Annotated in this window: 16 protein-coding genes; 2 read left to right on the forward strand and 14 right to left on the reverse strand. The window is 70.2% G+C overall.

Annotation, left to right across the window (positions count from 1 at the left end; translation table 11 throughout):
* From E3T23_RS13770 to E3T23_RS13800, 7 genes are all read right to left on the reverse strand, one after another.
* The coding region (locus tag E3T23_RS13770; RefSeq protein ID WP_134371048.1) for an ATP-dependent helicase at positions 1-3,895 on the reverse strand (3,895 nt) is incomplete at its 3' end.
* A 151-nt stretch (positions 3,896-4,046) separates the two neighbouring features.
* Positions 4,047-4,838, reverse strand: coding sequence for an SseB family protein (locus E3T23_RS13775; RefSeq protein ID WP_134371050.1), 792 nt, complete (start codon positions 4,836-4,838; stop codon positions 4,047-4,049).
* Positions 4,822-5,568: a bifunctional 1-(5-phosphoribosyl)-5-((5-phosphoribosylamino)methylideneamino)imidazole-4-carboxamide isomerase/phosphoribosylanthranilate isomerase PriA gene (gene priA, locus E3T23_RS13780; protein WP_134371051.1), complete on the reverse strand. Its 747-nt coding sequence runs from the start codon at positions 5,566-5,568 to the stop codon at positions 4,822-4,824. The genes E3T23_RS13775 and priA overlap by 17 nt, the downstream gene beginning before the upstream one ends.
* Before the next feature lie 58 nt (positions 5,569-5,626).
* The gene (gene hisH / locus E3T23_RS13785; protein ID WP_134371052.1) at positions 5,627-6,259 is read right to left on the reverse strand and encodes an imidazole glycerol phosphate synthase subunit HisH; all 633 of its coding nucleotides are present in this window, start codon (positions 6,257-6,259) and stop codon (positions 5,627-5,629) included.
* Positions 6,256-6,879, reverse strand: a complete 624-nt coding sequence (gene hisB / locus E3T23_RS13790) for an imidazoleglycerol-phosphate dehydratase HisB (protein ID WP_134371053.1) — start codon at positions 6,877-6,879, stop codon at positions 6,256-6,258. Before hisB ends, hisH begins: the two co-directional genes overlap by 4 nt.
* 26 nt (positions 6,880-6,905) lie before the next feature.
* On the reverse strand, positions 6,906-7,994 hold the full coding sequence (locus E3T23_RS13795; protein WP_134371054.1) for a histidinol-phosphate transaminase: 1,089 nt from the start codon (positions 7,992-7,994) through the stop codon (positions 6,906-6,908).
* A gap of 41 nt (positions 7,995-8,035) precedes the next feature.
* Positions 8,036-8,392, reverse strand: coding sequence for a LysM peptidoglycan-binding domain-containing protein (locus E3T23_RS13800; RefSeq protein ID WP_134371055.1), 357 nt, complete (start codon positions 8,390-8,392; stop codon positions 8,036-8,038).
* A gap of 283 nt (positions 8,393-8,675) precedes the next feature.
* Here E3T23_RS13800 and lexA point away from each other — a divergent pair, with 283 nt between their 5' ends.
* A complete protein-coding gene (lexA, locus tag E3T23_RS13805; protein ID WP_134371056.1) occupies positions 8,676-9,380 on the forward strand; it encodes a transcriptional repressor LexA in 705 nt (234 codons plus the stop codon).
* Positions 9,381-9,432: 52 nt separating this feature from the next.
* Here the strand turns inward: lexA and E3T23_RS13810 are convergent, their stop codons facing one another.
* The gene (locus tag E3T23_RS13810; RefSeq protein WP_134371058.1) at positions 9,433-10,392 is read right to left on the reverse strand and encodes a methylenetetrahydrofolate reductase; all 960 of its coding nucleotides are present in this window, start codon (positions 10,390-10,392) and stop codon (positions 9,433-9,435) included.
* Between the two features lie 218 nt (positions 10,393-10,610).
* On the reverse strand, positions 10,611-12,149 hold the full coding sequence (hflX, locus tag E3T23_RS13815) for a GTPase HflX (RefSeq protein ID WP_134371059.1): 1,539 nt from the start codon (positions 12,147-12,149) through the stop codon (positions 10,611-10,613).
* 41 nt (positions 12,150-12,190) lie between these two features.
* Between hflX and E3T23_RS13820 the strand changes: the two genes are divergently transcribed.
* Positions 12,191-12,802 carry a class I SAM-dependent methyltransferase gene (locus tag E3T23_RS13820; RefSeq protein ID WP_134371060.1) on the forward strand — a complete coding sequence of 204 codons (612 nt, stop codon included), beginning with the start codon at positions 12,191-12,193 and terminating at the stop codon, positions 12,800-12,802.
* A 36-nt stretch (positions 12,803-12,838) separates the two neighbouring features.
* Here the strand turns inward: E3T23_RS13820 and dapF are convergent, their stop codons facing one another.
* From dapF to recA, 5 genes are all read right to left on the reverse strand, one after another.
* On the reverse strand, positions 12,839-13,720 hold the full coding sequence (dapF, locus tag E3T23_RS13825) for a diaminopimelate epimerase (protein WP_134371061.1): 882 nt from the start codon (positions 13,718-13,720) through the stop codon (positions 12,839-12,841).
* A 10-nt stretch (positions 13,721-13,730) separates the two neighbouring features.
* The gene (gene miaA / locus E3T23_RS13830) at positions 13,731-14,738 is read right to left on the reverse strand and encodes a tRNA (adenosine(37)-N6)-dimethylallyltransferase MiaA (RefSeq protein WP_241977962.1); all 1,008 of its coding nucleotides are present in this window, start codon (positions 14,736-14,738) and stop codon (positions 13,731-13,733) included.
* 4 nt (positions 14,739-14,742) lie between these two features.
* Entirely contained in the window at positions 14,743-16,476 is a 1,734-nt protein-coding gene (gene miaB / locus E3T23_RS13835; RefSeq protein ID WP_174843885.1) for a tRNA (N6-isopentenyl adenosine(37)-C2)-methylthiotransferase MiaB, read from the reverse strand.
* A 79-nt stretch (positions 16,477-16,555) separates the two neighbouring features.
* Positions 16,556-17,401: a regulatory protein RecX gene (locus E3T23_RS13840; protein WP_241977963.1), complete on the reverse strand. Its 846-nt coding sequence runs from the start codon at positions 17,399-17,401 to the stop codon at positions 16,556-16,558.
* A gap of 3 nt (positions 17,402-17,404) precedes the next feature.
* Positions 17,405-18,538, reverse strand: coding sequence for a recombinase RecA (recA, locus tag E3T23_RS13845; RefSeq protein ID WP_134371062.1), 1,134 nt, complete (start codon positions 18,536-18,538; stop codon positions 17,405-17,407).
* Positions 18,539-18,609: the final 71 nt, after the last annotated feature.

Here is an 18,609-nt window from a genome sequence, read left to right on the forward strand (position 1 = left end):
CACCGTGCAGCCGGGCCCGCGGCGCGGCCCGCCGGGTGCTGTGCGCCGCGCGGCCGCCGGAGAGCAGCGCGCGCACGGGGGCGAAGGTGTCGTTGCCCACCAGCCCCGCCCAGACCAGGTCCCACAGGGCGGCGGCGAGGGCGGCGTCGTCCTGGCTGCCGACGGCATCCGCGAGCTGGCGGAAAAAGAAGGCTCCGCCGCCGGCCAGGGTGGTCAGGATCTCCTGCTGCAGCGCGGTGGTCTCCAGCGGCGTGGGCAGCGGCAGGGTGAGCGGCGCGGTCTCGCGCAGGTGCAGGCTGATCCAGCCGTCGTTGCCGGCCAGCGTGCCGGCGCCGGCCCAGAGCACCTCGCCCGTGTTGGTGAGCTCGTCGAGCATACCCGGCCGGTAATCGGCGACCCGGGACGGGAACACGAGGGTCTCCCAGGCCGACGCCGGGATGCGCGCCCCCTCCAACTGTTCGATGACGGATGCGACCCCGTCGATGCCGCGGAGGCGCCCGCCCACGTGCTGCCAGGCGGGCAGGAACCGGCCCATCGTGACCTGGTCGACCGGCTCGACCTCGTGCCGGAGCGCGGCCAGGGAACGGCGGCGGAGGCGGCGGAGCACCTCGGTGTCGCACCATTCGCTGCCGGTGCCGTGCGGGCGGAACTCACCCTCCAGGATGCGGCGGGCCCCGGCGAGCCGGCGGAGGGCGACGAGCGCCACGGCCGGGCCGAGCCCGAACCGCGCGGCCACGTCGGCGAGGGTGAACGGGCCGTGGGTGCGGGCGTACCGGCTGACCAGGTCGCCGAGCGGGTCCGGCACCGGCTCGGTGAACACCGCCGGGACCCCCTGCGGCAGGGGAACTCCGAGCGCGTCGCGGAGCCGGGCGGCGTCTTCGATCGCCGCCCACCACTGCTGCCCGGCGAAACCGACCGGGATGATGCGGCGGGCGTCGAAAAGCACCTGCAGGCCCTCGGCGGCGCCGGGCGGCACGGCGGGGTCGAGGCGGGCGGCCACCTCCGCGGTGGTGAGCGGGCCGAGGCCGCGGAGCAGGTCGGCGATGCCCTCGATGCCGCGCGCCTTCCGGTCGGCCGGCAGCCGCTGCAGCTCCAGGTCGGTCTGCTCGATCACGGCCGGGTCGAGCAACTCCCGCAGCTCGACCCGGCCGAGCAACTCGGCCAGCAGGCTGGAGTCGAGGGAGAGGGCGGTGGCTCGCCGCTCGGCGAGCGGGGAATCCCCCTCGTACATGAACGCTGCCACGTAGCCGAAGAGAAGCGAGCTCGCGAACGGGCTCGCGGCATCCGTCTGGGTCTCGACCAGGCGCAGGGCCCGACTGTCGATGCGGCGGGTGAGGGCCAGGAGGGCGGGCAGGTCGTAGACGTCCTGCAGGCACTCGCGCACGGTTTCCAAGATGATCGGGAAGGTCGGAAAGGCGCGGGCCACGTCGAGCAGCTGGGCCGCCTTCTGGCGCTGCTGCCACAGCGGCGACCGGCGGCCCGGGTTGTAGCGCGGGAGCAGCAGGGCCCGCGCAGCGCACTCGCGGAACCGGGCGGCGAACAGGGCCGACCCGCCGACCTCGTCGGTGACCAGCGGTTCGAGCTCGGCCGGGTCGAACACGAACAGGGCACTGCCCGGCGGGTCCGATTCGGTGTCGGGGATGCGCACGACGATGCCGTCGTCGCTGGCGACGCAGGCTCCATCGAGCCCGTAGCGCTCGCGCACCCGGGCGCCCACGGCGAGGGCCCAGGGGGCGTGAACCTGCAGGCCGAACGGGGAGTGCAGCACCAGCCGCCAGTCGCCGAGTTCGTCCCGGAACCGCTCGACGATCAGGGTGCGGTCGGTCGGCACCTGGCCGGTCGCGACGCGCTGCTCGGAGAGGAAGGCCAGGAGATTGTCGACGGCCCGCTCGTCGAGGCCGCCGGCCCGGCAGCGCACCCGGGCTTCCGCGGCCGGAAGCGCCGAGACCTCGCGTAGGAAGGCGCCGATCGCCTCGCCGAGCTCGGCGGGCCGGCCGAGGCCGTCGCCCTTCCAGAACGGCAACCGCCCGGGCTCGCCGTAGGCCGGCAGTACCAGCACCCGGTCGTGGGTGATCTCCTGGATGCGCCAGCTCGTGGTGCCGAGGGCGAAGACGTCGCCGACCCGGGATTCGTAGACCATCTCCTCGTCGAGCTCCCCCACCCGGCGGCCGGTGGTCTGGTCGCCGCCGACCATGAAGACGCCGAACAGTCCGCGGTCGGGGATCGTGCCGCCACTGGTCACTGCGAGCCGTTGGGCGCCCGGGCGGCCGGTGAGGATGCCCGTTTCCCGGTCCCAGACGATGCGCGGGCGCAGCTCGGCGAACTGGTCGGACGGGTACCGGCCGGCGAGCAGGTCGAGGGTGGCCTCGTAGGCCGAACGCGGCAACGAGTGGAAGGGGGCGCTGCGGCGCACGGTGTCGAACCACTCCTCCGCGTGGATGGGTTCGAGGGCGGTCGCCGCCACGGTCTGCTGCGCGAGGATGTCGAGCGGGTTGGACGGCACCTGGAGGGATTCGATCAGGCCGGCGGCCATGCGCTCGGCCGCGACGGCCGCGTGGATGAGATCGGCCCGGTGCTTGGGGAAGATGACGCCCCGCGAGACCTCGCCCACCTGGTGACCGGCCCGGCCGATCCGCTGCAGCCCGCTGGCGACGGACGGCGGCGACTCCACCTGCACGACCAGGTCGACGGCGCCCATGTCGATGCCGAGCTCGAGGCTGGACGTGGCCACCACGCAGCGCAGCCGACCGGCTTTCAGGTCGTCCTCGATCAGCGCGCGTTGTTCCTTGCTGACGGAGCCGTGGTGGGCGCGGGCGAGCAGCGGCTCGGCCCCGGCACTCTGGCCGCTGGCCCCCATCAGCGCCGCCGGCGGGCCGGATGCTCCCCCGCCGGCGGGCACCAGGGCGGGCACCGGCGCGGGCACGAGCTCGTCTTCCAGACGTTCGGCGTAAATCTCGTTGAAGCGCGCGGTCAGCCGTTCGGCCAGCCGGCGCGAGTTCGCGAACACGATCGAGGAGGTGTGCGCCAGGACCGCGTCGACGATCGCCTCCTCCACATGCGGCCAGATGGAACCGGTCTGCGGGGCGGTGGCGGCCGTCGACCCCTCCCGCACCGGCGCCGGGCCGACCTGGCTCATGTCGTCCACGGGCACGACCACGCTGAGGTCGAACCGTTTGGTCGACACCGGCGCGACGATCTCCACCGGTGCGGAACCGCCGAGGAACCGGGCCACCTCGGCGGCCGGGCGCACGGTCGCCGACAGCCCGATGCGCTGCGCCGGGCGGGCGAGCAGGTCGTCGAGCCGTTCCAGGGAGAGCGCCAGGTGCGCGCCGCGCTTGCTGGACGCGACCGCGTGCACCTCGTCGATGATGACCGTGTCGACGTCGCGCAGCGATTCCCGCGCGGCCGAGGTGAGCATGAGGAACAACGATTCGGGCGTGGTGATCAGGATGTCCGGCGGCGCTTTGACCATACTGCGGCGCTCGGCGGCCGGGGTGTCCCCCGACCGCACGCCCACGCTCACCCGGGGCGGGGCGAAACCGAGGCGCTCGGCAGCCTGGACGATGCCCACCAGCGGGGCACGCAGGTTGCGTTCCACGTCGACACCGAGGGCCTTGAGGGGCGAGATGTAGAGAACGCGGGTTCCCGGGGCGGCGACCCGGTCCGGCGGCGGCGCCGGGGCATCCGCGGCGGCCGCAGTATCCGCGGCCAGGCGGTCGATGGCAAAGAGGAACGCGGCGAGGGTCTTGCCCGACCCGGTGGGGGCGACGACCAGCGTGTGGGAGCCGCGGGAGATGGCGTCCCACGCTCCGAGCTGCGCCTCGGTGGGCGCGGCGAAGGCCTGCGCGAACCAGGCGCGGGTGGCCGGGGTGAATTGGTGCAGAACCTCGTTCATACGACCATCCTCCCCGATCCGCCTGAGCGCCGCTGCCCGAGCCAATTCGACGGAGATTTTGGCCTGAAACCGCTATTCCGGCGGGTTCAGGGCCGATTCGGGCAGAATCTCCGTCGAATTCGTTAGGGGCGGGGACTGCGGAGCCGGCGGCCTACGCGGAGGGAACCAGCTGAACGGTGAGGGAGTCGACCTGGGTGGCGATGATGTCGCTCGACGACCAGCGGGCCGCGAGCCGGGCGAGGGTCGCGTCGAGTTCGGTGCGGGTCAGACCGTCCACCAACTCGAGGCGCACCACCAGTTCAGGTCCGGCGAGGCGGGCGGCCGAGTCGCCGGGGGCCAGCTCCACCCCGAGCACGCTCAGCTCGCTCGCGACCGACTCGGCGAAGGCATCCGCGACCTGCCGGCTGGCATAACTGGGGGTCCAGGGCAGGGACTGGGCGATCGCCCACAGGGCGGGCCGGCGCACGACGAACTCGGTGGGCGCGGTCGGGTCGAGCACGACGAGGTCGGTGTCGTCCTGGGCTGCGGCCAGCGCCACCCGGATGCCGTTGGACGGCACCGGCCGGGCCTGGGTGTTCCAGGCCGCCATTGCGGCGACGGAGGAGAACACCGGCAGCACCGTGCGCCCGTCGGGGCCGGCGACGGTGATGATCGACAGTTCCTGGGTCTTGTCGACGACGAGCCCGGCCTCGGTGGTGCCCGATTCGCCGAGTTCGGTGACCAGGGGAATGAGCAGGCGGGCACTGCGGATGGCGTCGACCACCGTCTCCTCGCCCGCCTCCCGGGCCTGGAAACGGCGCAGCGCCTCGAGCAGCGGCTCGGGCGCAAGGCCGTCGTCGTCGGCGTGCAGGCTCGGACCGAACGCGCGCCCGGCCCACGGCTGCCCGGCGGAGTCGCCGCCGCCGGGCAGGCCGGTGGATCCGAGGTTACGCGCCCGCGACATCCAGCGCCTCGCCCAGGGTGAACGCTCCCGCGTAGAGGGCCTTGCCGACGATGGCGCCCTCGAGTCCGAGCGGCACCAGTTCGCGCAGCGCGCGGAGGTCGTCGAGGCTGGAGATGCCGCCGGAGGCGACGACCGGGCGGGCGGTGCGCTCCATCACCTGGCGGAGCAGGTCGATGTTGGGGCCCTGGAGCGTACCGTCCTTGGTCACGTCGGTGACGACGTACCGCGAGCAGCCGGCTTCTTCGAGTCGGGCGAGCACCTGCCAGAGGTCGCCGCCCTCCTTGGTCCAGCCGCGGGCGGCGAGGGTGGTTCCGCGCACGTCGAGCCCGACGGCGACGGCGTCCCCGTGCCGGGCGATGACCTGGGCGGCCCACTCCGGGTTCTCCAGGGCTGCGGTGCCGAGGTTGATCCGGCTGACGCCCGCGTTCAGGGCCGCGTCCAGCGACGCGTCGTCGCGGATGCCGCCGGAGAGCTCGATCTTCACGCCGGTGACCTCGCGGATCACGGTGCGGATGACCTCCGTGTTGTTGCCGCGACCGAATGCCGCGTCGAGGTCGACGAGGTGGATCCATTCGGCGCCCTGGCGGGCCCAGTCGAGGGCCGCATCCACCGGGTCGCCGTAGTTGGTCTCGGTGCCGGCCTCGCCCTGGGTCAGGCGGACGGCCTTGCCGTCGGCCACGTCCACGGCGGGCAGCAGAACGAGACGGGGGGAAGGGGTGTTCACAGTCATGGGTGTCCTCGGTTGGGAGCGGTCGCGGTGACCAGGTCAGTCAGGGAAGGTGGCGAAGCTAGTTCTTGAGCGTGCCGAGCCAGTTGTGCAGCAGACGGATGCCCGCCTCACCGGATTTCTCCGGGTGGAACTGGGTGGCCGTGAGCGGTCCGTTCTCGATGGCGGCCAGGAACGGCTGCCCGTGCTCGGACCAGGTGAGAATGGGCTTGGGGAACGGCGGCATGACGTCGAGGGTCCATTCCTGGGCGGCGTACGAGTGCACGAAGTAGAAGCGCTCCTGCTCGATGCCGCGGAACAGTGTCGAACCCTCCCCCGGCGTGACCGTGTCCCAGCCCATGTGCGGAAGCACCGGTGCCGGCAGTTGCGTCACGGTGCCGGGCCATTCGCCCAGCCCCTCGGTGTCCACTCCGCGTTCGACGCCGTGCTCGAACATGATCTGCATGCCCACGCAGATGCCCAGCACCGGGCGGCCGCCCGCGATCCTGCGGTCGATGATCTCGTCGCCGTGCACCGCCTTCAAGGCCGCCATGACGGCACTGAACGCGCCCACGCCGGGGACGACGAGCCCGTCGGCCTCGAGCGCCTGGCGGCGGTCGCTGGTCAGCGTCACCTCGGCCCCGGCGAGTTCGAGTGCCTTGACGGCGGAGTGCACGTTACCGGTGCCGTAGTCGAAGACGACGACGCTGGTCACAGCGCACCCTTGGTGGAGGGAATGCCGGACACCAGCGGGTCGAGCGCCTTCGCCTGACGGAACGCGCGGGCGAACGCCTTGAATTCGGCTTCGGCGATGTGGTGCGGGTCGCGGCCACCCTGAACGGTGACGTGCACGGTGAGGCCGGCGTTGAAGGCGATGGCCTCGAAGACGTGGCGCACCATGGAGCCGGTGAAGTGGCCGCCGATCAGGTGGAACTCGAAACCGGACGGCTCGCCCCGGTGCACGAGATACGGGCGTCCGGAGATGTCGACGACGGCCTGCACCAGGGCCTCGTCGAGCGGCACGAGGGCGTCGCCGTAGCGGGAGATGCCGGATTTGTCCCCGAGAGCCTGCTTGATCGCCTGGCCGAGCAGGATGCCGACGTCCTCGACCGTGTGGTGCACATCGATGTCGATGTCGCCGCGGGCGCGCACGGTGAGGTCGGTGAGCGAGTGCTTCGCGAACGCGGTGAGCAGGTGGTCGTAGAACGGCACCGATGTCTGAATGTCGGATTCACCGGTGCCGTCGAGGTTGAGCGACAGGTCGATGCTGGACTCGCTCGTCTCACGCTGCAGGTGGGCGAAACGGGGCGACGTGGACGCTGAAGAGAAGCTCATGCGGCTAGTTTATTGGCCCGAGCAGGTCACGGGCGCCCCAGAGCCTCGAGGGCGTCGAGGAACGAGGTCGTCTCGGCCTCGGTGCCGGCGCTGACCCGCAGGTGGCCCGGGATGCCGACGTCGCGCACGAGGACGCCGTCCGCCAACAGCGCCTCGAAGGTGGCCCGGGGGTCCTCGACGCCGCCGAACAGCACGAAGTTGCTCGCGCTGCGACGCGGCGAGTAGCCGAGTCGGGCCAGTTCGCTCACCAGGCGGTCCCGCTGGGATCGGATGTCGTCGACCATGGCGAGCATCGCGGGCGTGTGGGCGAGCGCGGCGACCGCGGCAGCCTGGGTCAGCGCCGACAGGTGATACGGCAGGCGCACCAGTCGGAGGGCATCCGTCACGGCCGGGTCGGCCGCCAGATAGCCGACCCGGGCACCGGCGAAAGCGAATGCCTTGCTCATGGTGCGGGACACCAGCAGGCGTTCCCGACCGGGCAGCAAAGTGAGCGCGCCGGGCTCCTCCGGCGCACCGAACTCGGCGTAGGCCTCGTCGACGACGACGATTCCGTCGGTCGCGCTGTAAACGGCCGCGATCGTCTCCAAAGACAACGGCGTGCCGGTGGGGTTGTTCGGCGAGCAGAGGAAGACCAGGTCGGGTGCGACCCGGTCCACCCACTCGACGGCCGTGGCCGGGGAGAGTTCGAACTCGGCGTCGCGCCCGCCCGCGATCCAGCGGGTGCCGGTGCCGGAGGCGAGCAGCGGGTACATGGAATACGTGGGGGCGAATCCGAGTACCGACCGACCGGGGCCGCCGAAGGCCTGCAGCACCTGCTGGAGTACTTCGTTGGAGCCGTTGGCCGCCCAGATGTTCTCGCGGGTCAGGCCGTGGCCGAGGTACCGGGACAGAGCAACGCGCAGCTCGGTGAACTCCCGATCCGGGTACCGGTTCACCGTCGTGACCGCGACCGCCAGCGCCGCCACGATGTCCTGCGCAACCTCCTCCGGGATGCCGTGGGTGTTCTCATTCACGTTAAGAGCCACCGGCACGTGCAGCTGAGGAGCCCCGTAGGGAGTGAGTCCACGCAGATTGTCGCGGAGAGGCAGGTCGTTGAGACTGGTCACACCCCCCATGTTACCGGGGAGAGGTTCGGCGCGGTCTCGGCGGTGGTGGATCAGAGATCGTTCGGCAGCGCCAGCCGCTGACCGGGCTGCACGCTGTCGGACGGCAGCTGGTTGAGGTTGACGATCTCCGCGATGACCTCGCGCGGATCGGACGTGGGCGCGATGTCCTCGGCAAGTTGCCAGAGCGACTGCCCCGACTGAATGGTGACGTAGTCGAAGGCTGTGACCACGCCGCCGACAGTCGAGCTCTCGGCGGCGGCAATGCCCCCGTTGAGGGCGACGGCCAGGGCCGCAGCCACGAGCGGGACGGCAGCCAGCGAGGTGAAAACGACGCGACCGCGCCGGGTGAGCCGGAGCCGGGTGCGACCGGTTGCCATGGGAGTGTTCAGTTCAAATGCAGTGCTCATTTCATACCTCCTGTGAGAAAACGCATCCGGCTCTCGGCCGGGAGAGCCGGATACGAACCTATGTTCCGAATCTATATTCGATTATTCGAACAATCAAGCCGTTTCCAGTTGTTTCTGAAAAGTTTTTTCCGACCCACTCGAATACATGTTTGTTTAATGAGCAAGACGCGGATACAGTTTCGATTGTTGATTGGAACTCAATCAGGCACCCCCGACATTCGCGTGAATCGGCGGCATTCGCTGCTTGCCGCCAGCGCATCCATCGAAACGAGGAGCGACGAACGTGGCACACAACACCAGCGGTCCCCGCGACAAGGGCGGCACCAGACGCCGCAAGAGCCTGAGCGAGAAGCAGCTCGCCATCCTCGACGTCATCCAGCGCTCGGTCAGCCAGCGCGGCTACCCGCCGAGCATGCGCGAAATCGGCGACGCCGTCGGCTTGTCGTCCCTGTCGAGCGTCACGCACCAGCTCAACCAGCTGGAACTGAGCGGCTACCTTCGCCGGGACCCGAACCGTCCCCGTGCCCTCGAGGTGCTCATCGAGATTCCGCAGTCGCCGGAAGACACGACGGCCGGTGCCGCGGAGAGTTTCCACACCGGCGTGCAGGTCGGCGACGCCGCCATGGTCCCGCTCGTCGGACGCATCGCGGCGGGCATTCCGATCACCGCCGACCAGCAGATCGACGAGATCTTCCCGCTCCCCCGGCAACTGGTCGGAAAGGGCGACCTGTTCATGCTCAAGGTTGCCGGCGAATCCATGATCGATGCCGCCATCATGGACGGCGACTGGGTCGTCGTGCGGCAGCAGAAGACCGCCGAGAACGGTGAGATCGTCGCGGCGATGCTCGACAACGAGGCAACCGTGAAGGTGTTCCGCCAGCGCGACGGCCACACCTGGTTGCTCCCCCGCAACACGAACTTCGAGCCCATCGTCGGCGACCACGCCGAGATCCTGGGCAAGGTTGTGGCGGTGCTGAGGTCCGTCTAAGGGATGGGCTAGTCTCGCCAGGCTCGATCAGCGTCGTGGAGACTTTGATCTATTAGGTCGCCGACGGGGTCGGGGCGAGCAGACCGGCTCCGTCAAGCACGGCGAGCACGGTCTCGTGCTGATTGAAGGCGTAGAGGTGCAGCCCGGGGGCGCCGCCGGCGACGAGTTCCCGCGCCAGTTCGGTGGCCTGACGGATGCCGATCTCCCGCTGGCCCTCTTTCGTCGGCTCCACCTCCAAAGCGATCGCTAGCTCGGACGGAAGCTCCTCGCCGGACAGCTCAAGGATGCGGCGCAGCCGTGCCGGGCTGGTGACCGGCATGATCCCCGGCAGGATCGGGAATTCGACCCCCGCTGCCCGGGCCCGCTGGATGAAGCTGAGATAGTGGTCGGCGTGAAAGAAGAGCTGGGTGATCGCCAGGTTGGCACCGGCGGCCTGCTTGGCCAGCAGCGTGTCGATGTCCTGGGCGGCCGACCGGGACTGCGGGTGGCCGTTCGGGAACGCGGCCACGGCGATGCGCACCTTCTCCCGCTCCCTTTTGATCGTGCGGGCGGCGGGGAGCCCCGGGATCACGGCCTCGCGGTACGGCACCCGTTCGGCCTGTACCCGGTGGATCAGCTGCACCAGCTCCGCCGCGCTGCCCAGGTCGCCGAGGAAGGCCTCACCCTCCCGTGCGCCCTCCGGCGGGTCCCCGCGCAGGGCCAGGAAGCTCCGCACCCCGGCGTCCAGGAACTCCCGGATCAGTTGGCTGGCCTCCGCACTGGACGAGCCGACGCAGGTGAGGTGGGCCAGCGGGTCCACGGTGGTGGTGCGCAGGATGTGGGTGAGCACGTCCAGGGAGGAGCGGCGGGAGGAGCCGCTGGCGCCGTAGGTGACCGAGATGAACTCCGGGCCCGCCGCGGCGAGCCGCTCGATGGTGGCGTGCAACGCGGAGGTGGCGGCATCCGATTTGGGCGGATACAGCTCGAACGAGAACGGGATGTTCCCACACGCAGGGTCCGAGGTGTCAGGCATTGCTCCTCATTCGACAGGTGCCGGTGGCCGGCTGGGGGCCGGGCGGCCGCGGACCGCCAGACCAGCGAGGCGGGTGTTCGCGGGCGGGTGCCGGGCTCGGCTGTCGCTCCATGCCAGAGGCCGGAAGGCCCACGGCAACGATTACAAAAAGTGTAACAAGCACGCCGTCGCGCGGCCGGTCTGTGTCCGAATGTGTCGGGAGCGAAGGCCGGCGACTGTCAGCCGGCGGCGGCGGGCCGTACGACGAACGGCTCGAACTGGGGCTCGATCTCCGCGGTCACGAGCGCCGTGACCCGCGTCCCGGTCTCGGCGTACTCGGTGGCGAGCACCGTTCCCTGCTCGTGCAGCACCGCGATCAGGTCACCCCGTTCATAAGGGATCAGCAGTTCGAGCCTGATCGACGGCCGCGGCAGCAGGTCGGAGATGGTCGCGAGCAGTTCCTCGATGCCTTCGGCGGTGCGGGCCGAGACGAAGATGCCCTTCGGCCAGAGTCCGCGCAGCACGAGCCGGTCATCTTCGCCGACCAGGTCGCTCTTGTTGAAGACGACGATCTCGGGGATCTCCCGGGCGCCGACCTCGGCGATGACCTCACGCACGGTGGAAAGCTGGCTTGCCGGGTCGGGGTGCGAGCCGTCGACGACGTGCACGATGACGTCGGCGTCGGCGACCTCCTCCAGGGTCGACCGGAACGCCTCCACCAGCTGGTGGGGCAGGTTGCGCACGAACCCGACGGTGTCGGTCAGCGTGTAGAGCAGGCCGTCGGCCGTCGTGGACTTGCGCACGGTTGCGTCCAGGGTGGCGAACAGGGAGTTCTCGACGAGAACGCCGGCTCGGGTTATGCGGTTGAGCAGGCTCGACTTGCCGGCGTTGGTGTAGCCGACGATGGCAACGGATGGCACGGCGTTGCGCTTGCGGTTGGCCCGCTTGGCTTCGCGGGCGGGTTTCATCTCGAGGATCTGCTTGCGGAGCCGGGACATCCGGGTGTGGATGCGGCGGCGGTCCAGCTCGATCTTGGTCTCACCGGGGCCGCGCGAGCCCATGCCGGCGCCGGCGCCACCGACCTGGCCACCGGCCTGGCGGGACATCGAGTCGCCCCAGCCGCGCAGTCGGGGCAGCAGGTACTCGAGCTGGGCGAGTTCGACCTGCGCCTTGCCCTCGCGGCTTTTGGCGTGCTGGCTGAAGATGTCCAGGATGACGGCGGTGCGGTCGATGACCTTGACCTTGACGACGTCTTCGAGGGCGCGCCGCTGGCTGGGCGCGAGCTCGGTGTCGGCGATGACGGTGTCGGCGCCCATCGCCTTGACGATGCCGGCCACCTCCTCGGCCTTGCCCTTGCCGAGGTAGGTGCTGGCGTCGGGCTTGGCCCGGCGCTGCATGAGACCGTCGAGCACGGTGGCGCCGGCGGTCTCGGCCAGCGCGGCGAGTTCACGCATGGAGTTCTCGGCGTCCGCGACGGTGCCGTGCGTGTACAGGCCGATCAGAACGACGTTCTCCAGCCGGAGCTGGCGGTATTCGACCTCGGTGACGTCCTCGAGTTCGGTGGAGAGGCTGGGCACGCGCCGCAGCGCGTTGCGGTCCTCGCGGTCCTGCTGCACGCCGTCGTGGTCCTCGTCGTCGTGTGACGGGCCGGATTCGGCCTGCAGGGCCTGCGCGGAGCCGCTGCGGAACAGCGAGTAGCCGGCAGCTTTGCTGTCGGCGCTGGCCAGAACGCGGGCGACCACGTCGTCGGTCTCGTCGGGCAGGTTTGACTCAGTCATTCCTTTAACAATAGTTCCTCGATGCACGGTAAGTTCCCTCTATGCCTTCCGACCATTACTTCACCCCGGCACCCGACAGCACCCTGAAACTCCGCCAGGTGACCGTGCACTTGGGTGGTGCGGACCGTGAGCTGACCACGGCCAATTCGGTCTTCAGCCCGGACCACATCGACACCGGCACCCAAGTGCTGCTGAACAACGCCCCGACCCCGCCGCCCGGCGGCGACTTTCTCGATCTGGGCTGCGGCTGGGGTCCGATCAGCCTGCATCTGGCTCTCGCGTCCCCCCACGCCACGATCTGGGCCGTCGACGTGAACGAGCGTGCGCTCGACCTGGTGCGGCTGAACGCGGAAAAGCTCGGCCTCACCAACGTCACCGCGGTGCTGCCCGAACAGGTGCCCGCCCACGTGACCTTCCGCACGATCTGGTCGAATCCGCCGATCCGGGTGGGCAAGACCGAACTGCACAACATGCTGCGCACCTGGCTGCCGCGCCTGGAGCCGGGTTCGGATGCCTGGCTCGTCGTGCAGCGCAACCTCGGCTCCGATTCGCTGCAGCGCTGGCTCGATGGCGACCTGCCCGACGAATTCGGCACGTCGCGGCACGCCATCAGCAAGGGCTTCCGGGTTCTGCGGGTGAAGCGCCAGGGCTGAACCGTCTGGCGGTCCGACCGCCACCGGCGGCGCGACTCAGCCGAGGCGGAAAACCCCGTCGAACACGAGTTCCGCCGGGCCGGACAGCGACACATGCTCGCCGTCCTCGGTCGGGAACATGCGCACGCCCAGTGTGCCGCCGGTGACCTCGACCTGCCACTGGTTCGGGGCACCCGCGCCGGCCCAGTGCCGGGTGGCGAGGGCGGCGGCGGCGGCGCCGGTGCCGCAGGAGAGGGTCTCGCCGCTGCCGCGCTCGTGCACGCGCATCCGGATGCGGCCGACGCCGTTCACGATCAGTGGATCGCCCGGAAGCACGAACTCGACGTTCGCGCCGGCCGCCGGGTCCGGGTCGAGCTGGGGTATGAAGGTGAGGTCGACGCCCGCGAGCTCGTCCTCGTCGGCGAGGGCCACGACCACGTGCGGGTTGCCCACGTTGATGCCGAGGCCGGGGCGGGCCACGGGCAGGTTCTTCGCCCGGACGAGCGGTTCGCCGCCGTCCAGGCGCCACCGGCCGAGGTCGACCTGGTAGCCGGCAGCGCCGCGCTGCACGTCGCGCACTCCCCCGCGGGTGCCGATGCAGAGCGTGTCGCCCCGATCGAGCGTGGCCAGGCCCTGCTCCACCAGGAAGCGCGTGTAGACGCGGATGCCGTTGCCGCACATCTCGGACACGGTGCCGTCGGCGTTCCAGTAGTCCATGAACCATTCGGCCCCGTCGTCCTCGGCGAGGGCGGCCGCGCCGGCGGGCAGGCTCATCGAGCGCACCGCGCGGATGATGCCGTCGGCACCGATACCGAAGCGGCGGTCGCAGATCGCCTGGATTTGGCCCGGGCTGAGCTCGATCTGTCCGGCGGGGTCGGAGAAAAGCACGAAGTCGTTCCCGGTGCCGTGGCCCTTGGTGAAATTCAGATCGATACCCATGGCGTCCAGTTTAGGAGGCCGGGTGGGGTGCCCAGTGCTCGACCGGCTGATCCGGGTCGGCCAGGCGGGTGAGGGCCTGGTCGACCCGGTCGGGCGCGTCGGAGTCGATCCAGTGAGTGTGCGGGGAGCGCTTGAACCAGCTGACCTGCCGTCTCGCGTACCGGCGGGTGATCTGCTGTGTTTCCACGATGGCCTCCGTCTGGCTGAGGGTTCCCGCCAGTTGGCGGAGGGCCTGGGCGTAGCCGATGGCCCGGCCGGCCGTGACGCCGGTCTCGATTCCGTTCGGGATCAACCCGCGCACCTCCTCGACGAGCCCGTGGGCCCACATGCCCTCCACCCGGGCGTCGAGGCGCGGGGTGAGCTCCGCGCGCTGGGCGCGGAGGCCCAGGGTGAGCGCGGGCATCCAGTAGACCGGCTCGTCGGGAAGGGCGGCGGTGTGCGGCCGCCCGGTCAGTTCCACGACCTCCAGGGCGCGCACGAGGCGCCGGCCGTTGCTGGCGCCGATGCGGGCCGCGGCGACCGGGTCCACGGTCTTCAGCCGGGTGTACAGCGCGCCGGGCCCCTGCTCGACCAGTTCCGCTTCGAGTCGGGCACGCACCGCAGCATCCGTGCCGGGGAACTGAAAGTCGTACACCACGGCGGAGACATAGAGCCCGGAACCGCCGACCAGAATGGGGACACGCCCGCGGGACACGATGTCGGTGATGGCCGCGCGGGCCTCCGTCTGGTAGCGGGCGACGGTGGCCTCATCGGTCACCCGGAGCACGTCGAGCATATGGTGCGGGATGCCGCGGCGGTCGGCCACGCTGAGCTTGGCCGTGCCGATGTCCATGCCGCGGTAGAGCTGCATGGCGTCGGCGTTCACGATCTCGGCCGGGCGACCGGCCTCGGCTGAACGTTCCGCAACGTCGAGCGAGAGATCGGACTTGCCCGTGCCGGTCGGGCCGACGATGACGATCAGCGTGGGGTCGGCGCCGGGCACCGGGCCGGCGCCGGCCACCGGGTTCGGGCCGGGCACCGGCCTAGCGCTCCCCGTCGGTGACGTCGTAGATCGGCGTGGTGCTGGCGCCGCTCACCGCGAGCGAACCCTCGCGCGGGGTGGGGAGGCCCGGGGTGGGCAGGCGCGGGGTGGGCAGGCGCGGGGTTGGAAGGCGCGGGGTTGGAAGGCGCGGGGTTGGAAGGCGCAGGGTGGGCAGGCCGAGGGAGACCGAGCCGGGGCCACCGGCTGTCCCGCCGTGGCCGGGCACGCCGCAGGACTCCGCCTCGAGGCGGTCCCAGGCGTCGCCGGCGATGGTGCGACGGATGCGCAGCGGCGCCCCGTCGACGGAGTCGGCGATCAGGTGGAACGGGGCCGCCTGGGTGACCGTGACGGTGACGAGGTCGCCCGGGCGGGGCAGGTCGGACCCCTCGGGCACGTCGAAGTGCACGAGGCGGCTGTCGGGGGCGCGGCCGCTGAGCCGGTGGGTGTCGGAGTCCTTGCGGCCCTCCCCGTTGGCGACGAGCAGTTCGACCTCGCGGCCGATCACGGTCTGGTTCTCTTCCCAGGAGATGCGCTCCTGCAGGGCGGCGAGGCGCTCGTAGCGGTCCTGAACGACCTGTTTCGGGACCTGGTCGGGCATCGTCGCGGCCGGGGTTCCGGGACGGATCGAGTATTGGAAGGTGAAGGCGGTGGCGAACCGGGCCAGCTCCACGACCCGCAGGGTCTCCTGGAAGTCCTCCTCGGTCTCGCCGGGGAAGCCGACGATGATGTCGGTGCTGATGGCCGCGTGCGGCATCTGGGCGCGCACCCGCTCGAGAATGCCGAGGAACCGCCCCGACCGGTAGGAGCGCCGCATGGCCTTGAGGACGCGGTCTGACCCGGACTGCAGGGGCATGTGCAACTGCGGCATGACGGACGGCGTCTCGGCCATGGCATCGATCACATCGTCGGTGAAGGCGGCCGGGTGCGGGCTGGTGAAACGGATGCGCTCGAGCCCCTCGATCTTGCCCGCCGCACGCAGCAGCTTGCCGAACGCGAGGCGGTCTCCGAACTCGACCCCGTAGGAGTTGACGTTCTGGCCGAGCAGGGTGACCTCGATGGCCCCGTCGTCGACGAGCGCCTGGATTTCGGCCAGGATCTCACCGGGGCGGCGGTCCTTCTCCTTGCCGCGCAGCGCCGGCACGATGCAGAACGTGCAGGTGTTGTTGCAGCCGACGGAGATGGAGACCCAGCCGCTGTAGCTCGAGTCGCGTTTGGTGGGCAGGGTCGAGGGGAATGTCTCGAGGGAGTCGAGGATTTCGAGCTGGGCCTCGCCGTTGTGCCGGGCGCGCTCGAGCATGCTCGGCAGGGAGCCCATGTTGTGCGTTCCGAAGACGACGTCGACCCAGGGCGCCTTCTTGAGGATGACGTCCTTGTCTTTCTGGGCCAGGCAGCCACCGACGGCGATCTGCATGCCGTCGTGGCGGCGCTTGACCGAGGCCAGGTGCCCCAGATTTCCGTAGAGCTTGTTGTCGGCGTTCTCCCGCACGGCGCAGGTGTTGAGTACGACGATGTCGGCCTCCGCACCGGCGGCCGGCACGTAACCGGCCGCCTCGAGCGACCCGCTGAGGCGCTCGGAGTCGTGCACGTTCATCTGGCAGCCGAAGGTGCGCACCTCGTAGGTGCGGGCCCGACCCTCCGCGTCATGCGCCGCCGAGGACGGGGCGATCACAGTCGGTGCGCTCAGGCTCGGTTCGCTCAGGGTCGGCGCGCTCACGGGCGACGGGAAGGGGGGCATAGCGGTGCTGCTGGTCATAGTGGATACCAGCTTACGCGTGGCACCTCCGAAACCGGGCCGGGTCGCCCCGGCCCGCTCCCTACTGGAACCGCACCCGGGACGGCGAACCGCCGCGGGAGGCCAGGGCGGCCTTGACCGCCACGCGCACGATGGACCAGGAATAGCCCTTACGCATCAGGAACGCGTTGAGGCGACGGTCGATGGTCTGGTCGTCGAGCCGACCGAGCTGCCCCACCCGCTTCACGGCGATTTCGATGGCCCGTTCCGTTTCGTCGTCGGGCATCTCGTCGAGCTTGGACAGGATCAGGTCCTGATCGAGCCCGCGGCGGCGCATCTCCGCCTGCACGCCGGAGCGTCCCAGGCCCTTGCGCTCGTGGTGGCTGTGCACGATCTGGTCGGCGAGGCGGCCCTCGTCGATGTATGACAGCTCCGTGAATCGCTCGATGATCTTCTCGATCTCGTGCTCGGCGACCTCCGTGCCGGCCAGCACCAGACGGGCCTCGGACGCCGACAGCGACCGGCCGCGCAGGCGCTGCCGAAGCACCCCCTCGGCATGCTCGCGTTCGACTGCGACGCGGGCCGCCTGGCTCTCGGGGGTCTCGTCCTCTTTGTCGTCGTCGTCGTCCTCATACTTCTCGACGCCATACGGCGCGTCATCAGCGTCGTCGGAACCTTCAGCACCGTCAACACCGTCAGCGTTGTCGGTGCTGTCGGCGGCGGTGCTGTCGGCGGCGGTGCTGTCGGCGGCGGCGCCATGCGACGCGGCCGGAACGCCGCCGAGGTACGTGACCGGAGCGAGTCGCTCTTCGACGATGGGCGCCACCTCTGGCTCGGCTGCCCGGGTCGCGGCGGTGCCGCGTGCCGCATTCTTGCGGCGGGCCGCACTCAGCGACGCGACCTCGTCGGCCGGCTCGAAGTGGACCACGCGCTACGCCCCCTTGCGGGCGGCGAGCTTGGCCTGGAGGGAGTCGGCCTTGGCTGCCGCGGCCTCCTTGGCTGCCGCTGCGGTCACCAGGGCCGCCGCGGCGTCGACTGCCGCCTGAGCCTTCTTGGCCGCCGCACCCTCGGGGCTGATCCCGAGCTTGAACAGGATCTTCTTCTCGATCTCGTTGGCCATCTCCGCTTCGCGCAGCAGGAAGTTGCGCGAGTTCTCTTTGCCCTGGCCCAGCTGGTCGCCGTCATAGGTGTACCAGGCGCCGGATTTCTTGACGATGCCGTGCTCGACACCGAAGTCGATCAGGCTGCCCTCACGAGAGATGCCGATGCCGTAGATGATGTCGAATTCTGCCTGCTTGAAGGGCGGCGCCATCTTGTTCTTGACGACCTTGACCCTGGTGCGGTTACCGACGGCCTCGGTGCCGTCTTTCAGGGTCTCGATGCGGCGGATGTCGAGGCGCACCGAGGCGTAGAACTTGAGCGCCTTGCCGCCGGCGGTGGTCTCCGGGCTGCCGAAGAAGACCCCGATCTTCTCGCGCAGCTGGTTGATGAAGATCATGGTGGTATTGGTCTGGCTGAGCCCACCGGTGAGCTTGCGCAGCGCCTGGGACATCAGGCGGGCCTGCAGGCCGACGTGCGAGTCGCCCATCTCGCCCTCGATCTCGGCGCGGGGCACGAGCGCGGCGACGGAGTCGATCACGATCAGGTCGATCGACCCGCTTCGCACCAGCATGTCGGCGATTTCCAGTGCCTGCTCACCGGTGTCGGGCTGGGAGACGAGCAGGGCATCGATGTCGACGCCGAGCTTGCGGGCGTATTCGGGGTCAAGGGCGTGCTCGGCGTCGATGAACGCGGCGATGCCGCCGTTCTTCTGCGCATTGGCGATGGCATGCAGGGTGAGGGTGGTCTTTCCCGACGACTCCGGGCCGTAGATCTCGACGATTCGGCCGCGAGGCAGGCCACCTATGCCGAGGGCCACGTCCAACGCAATCGATCCGGTGGAGATCGTCTCGACGGGAGCGCGCTCGTCGCTGCCCAAACGCATGATCGAACCCTTGCCGAACTGGCGGTCGATTGCCGCGAGGGCGGTGTCGAGTGCCTTTTCGCGATCTGCTGATGATGCCATGAGTGGTCTCCTTCGGTCGTGCGTTTCGGCGCCTATAGGCTGTCGCGTTTGGCTACCGGGAAGACCCCGAC

Origin of the sequence: Cryobacterium cheniae (assembly GCF_004403395.1) — a bacterium.
Lineage (GTDB): Bacteria > Actinomycetota > Actinomycetes > Actinomycetales > Microbacteriaceae > Cryobacterium > Cryobacterium cheniae.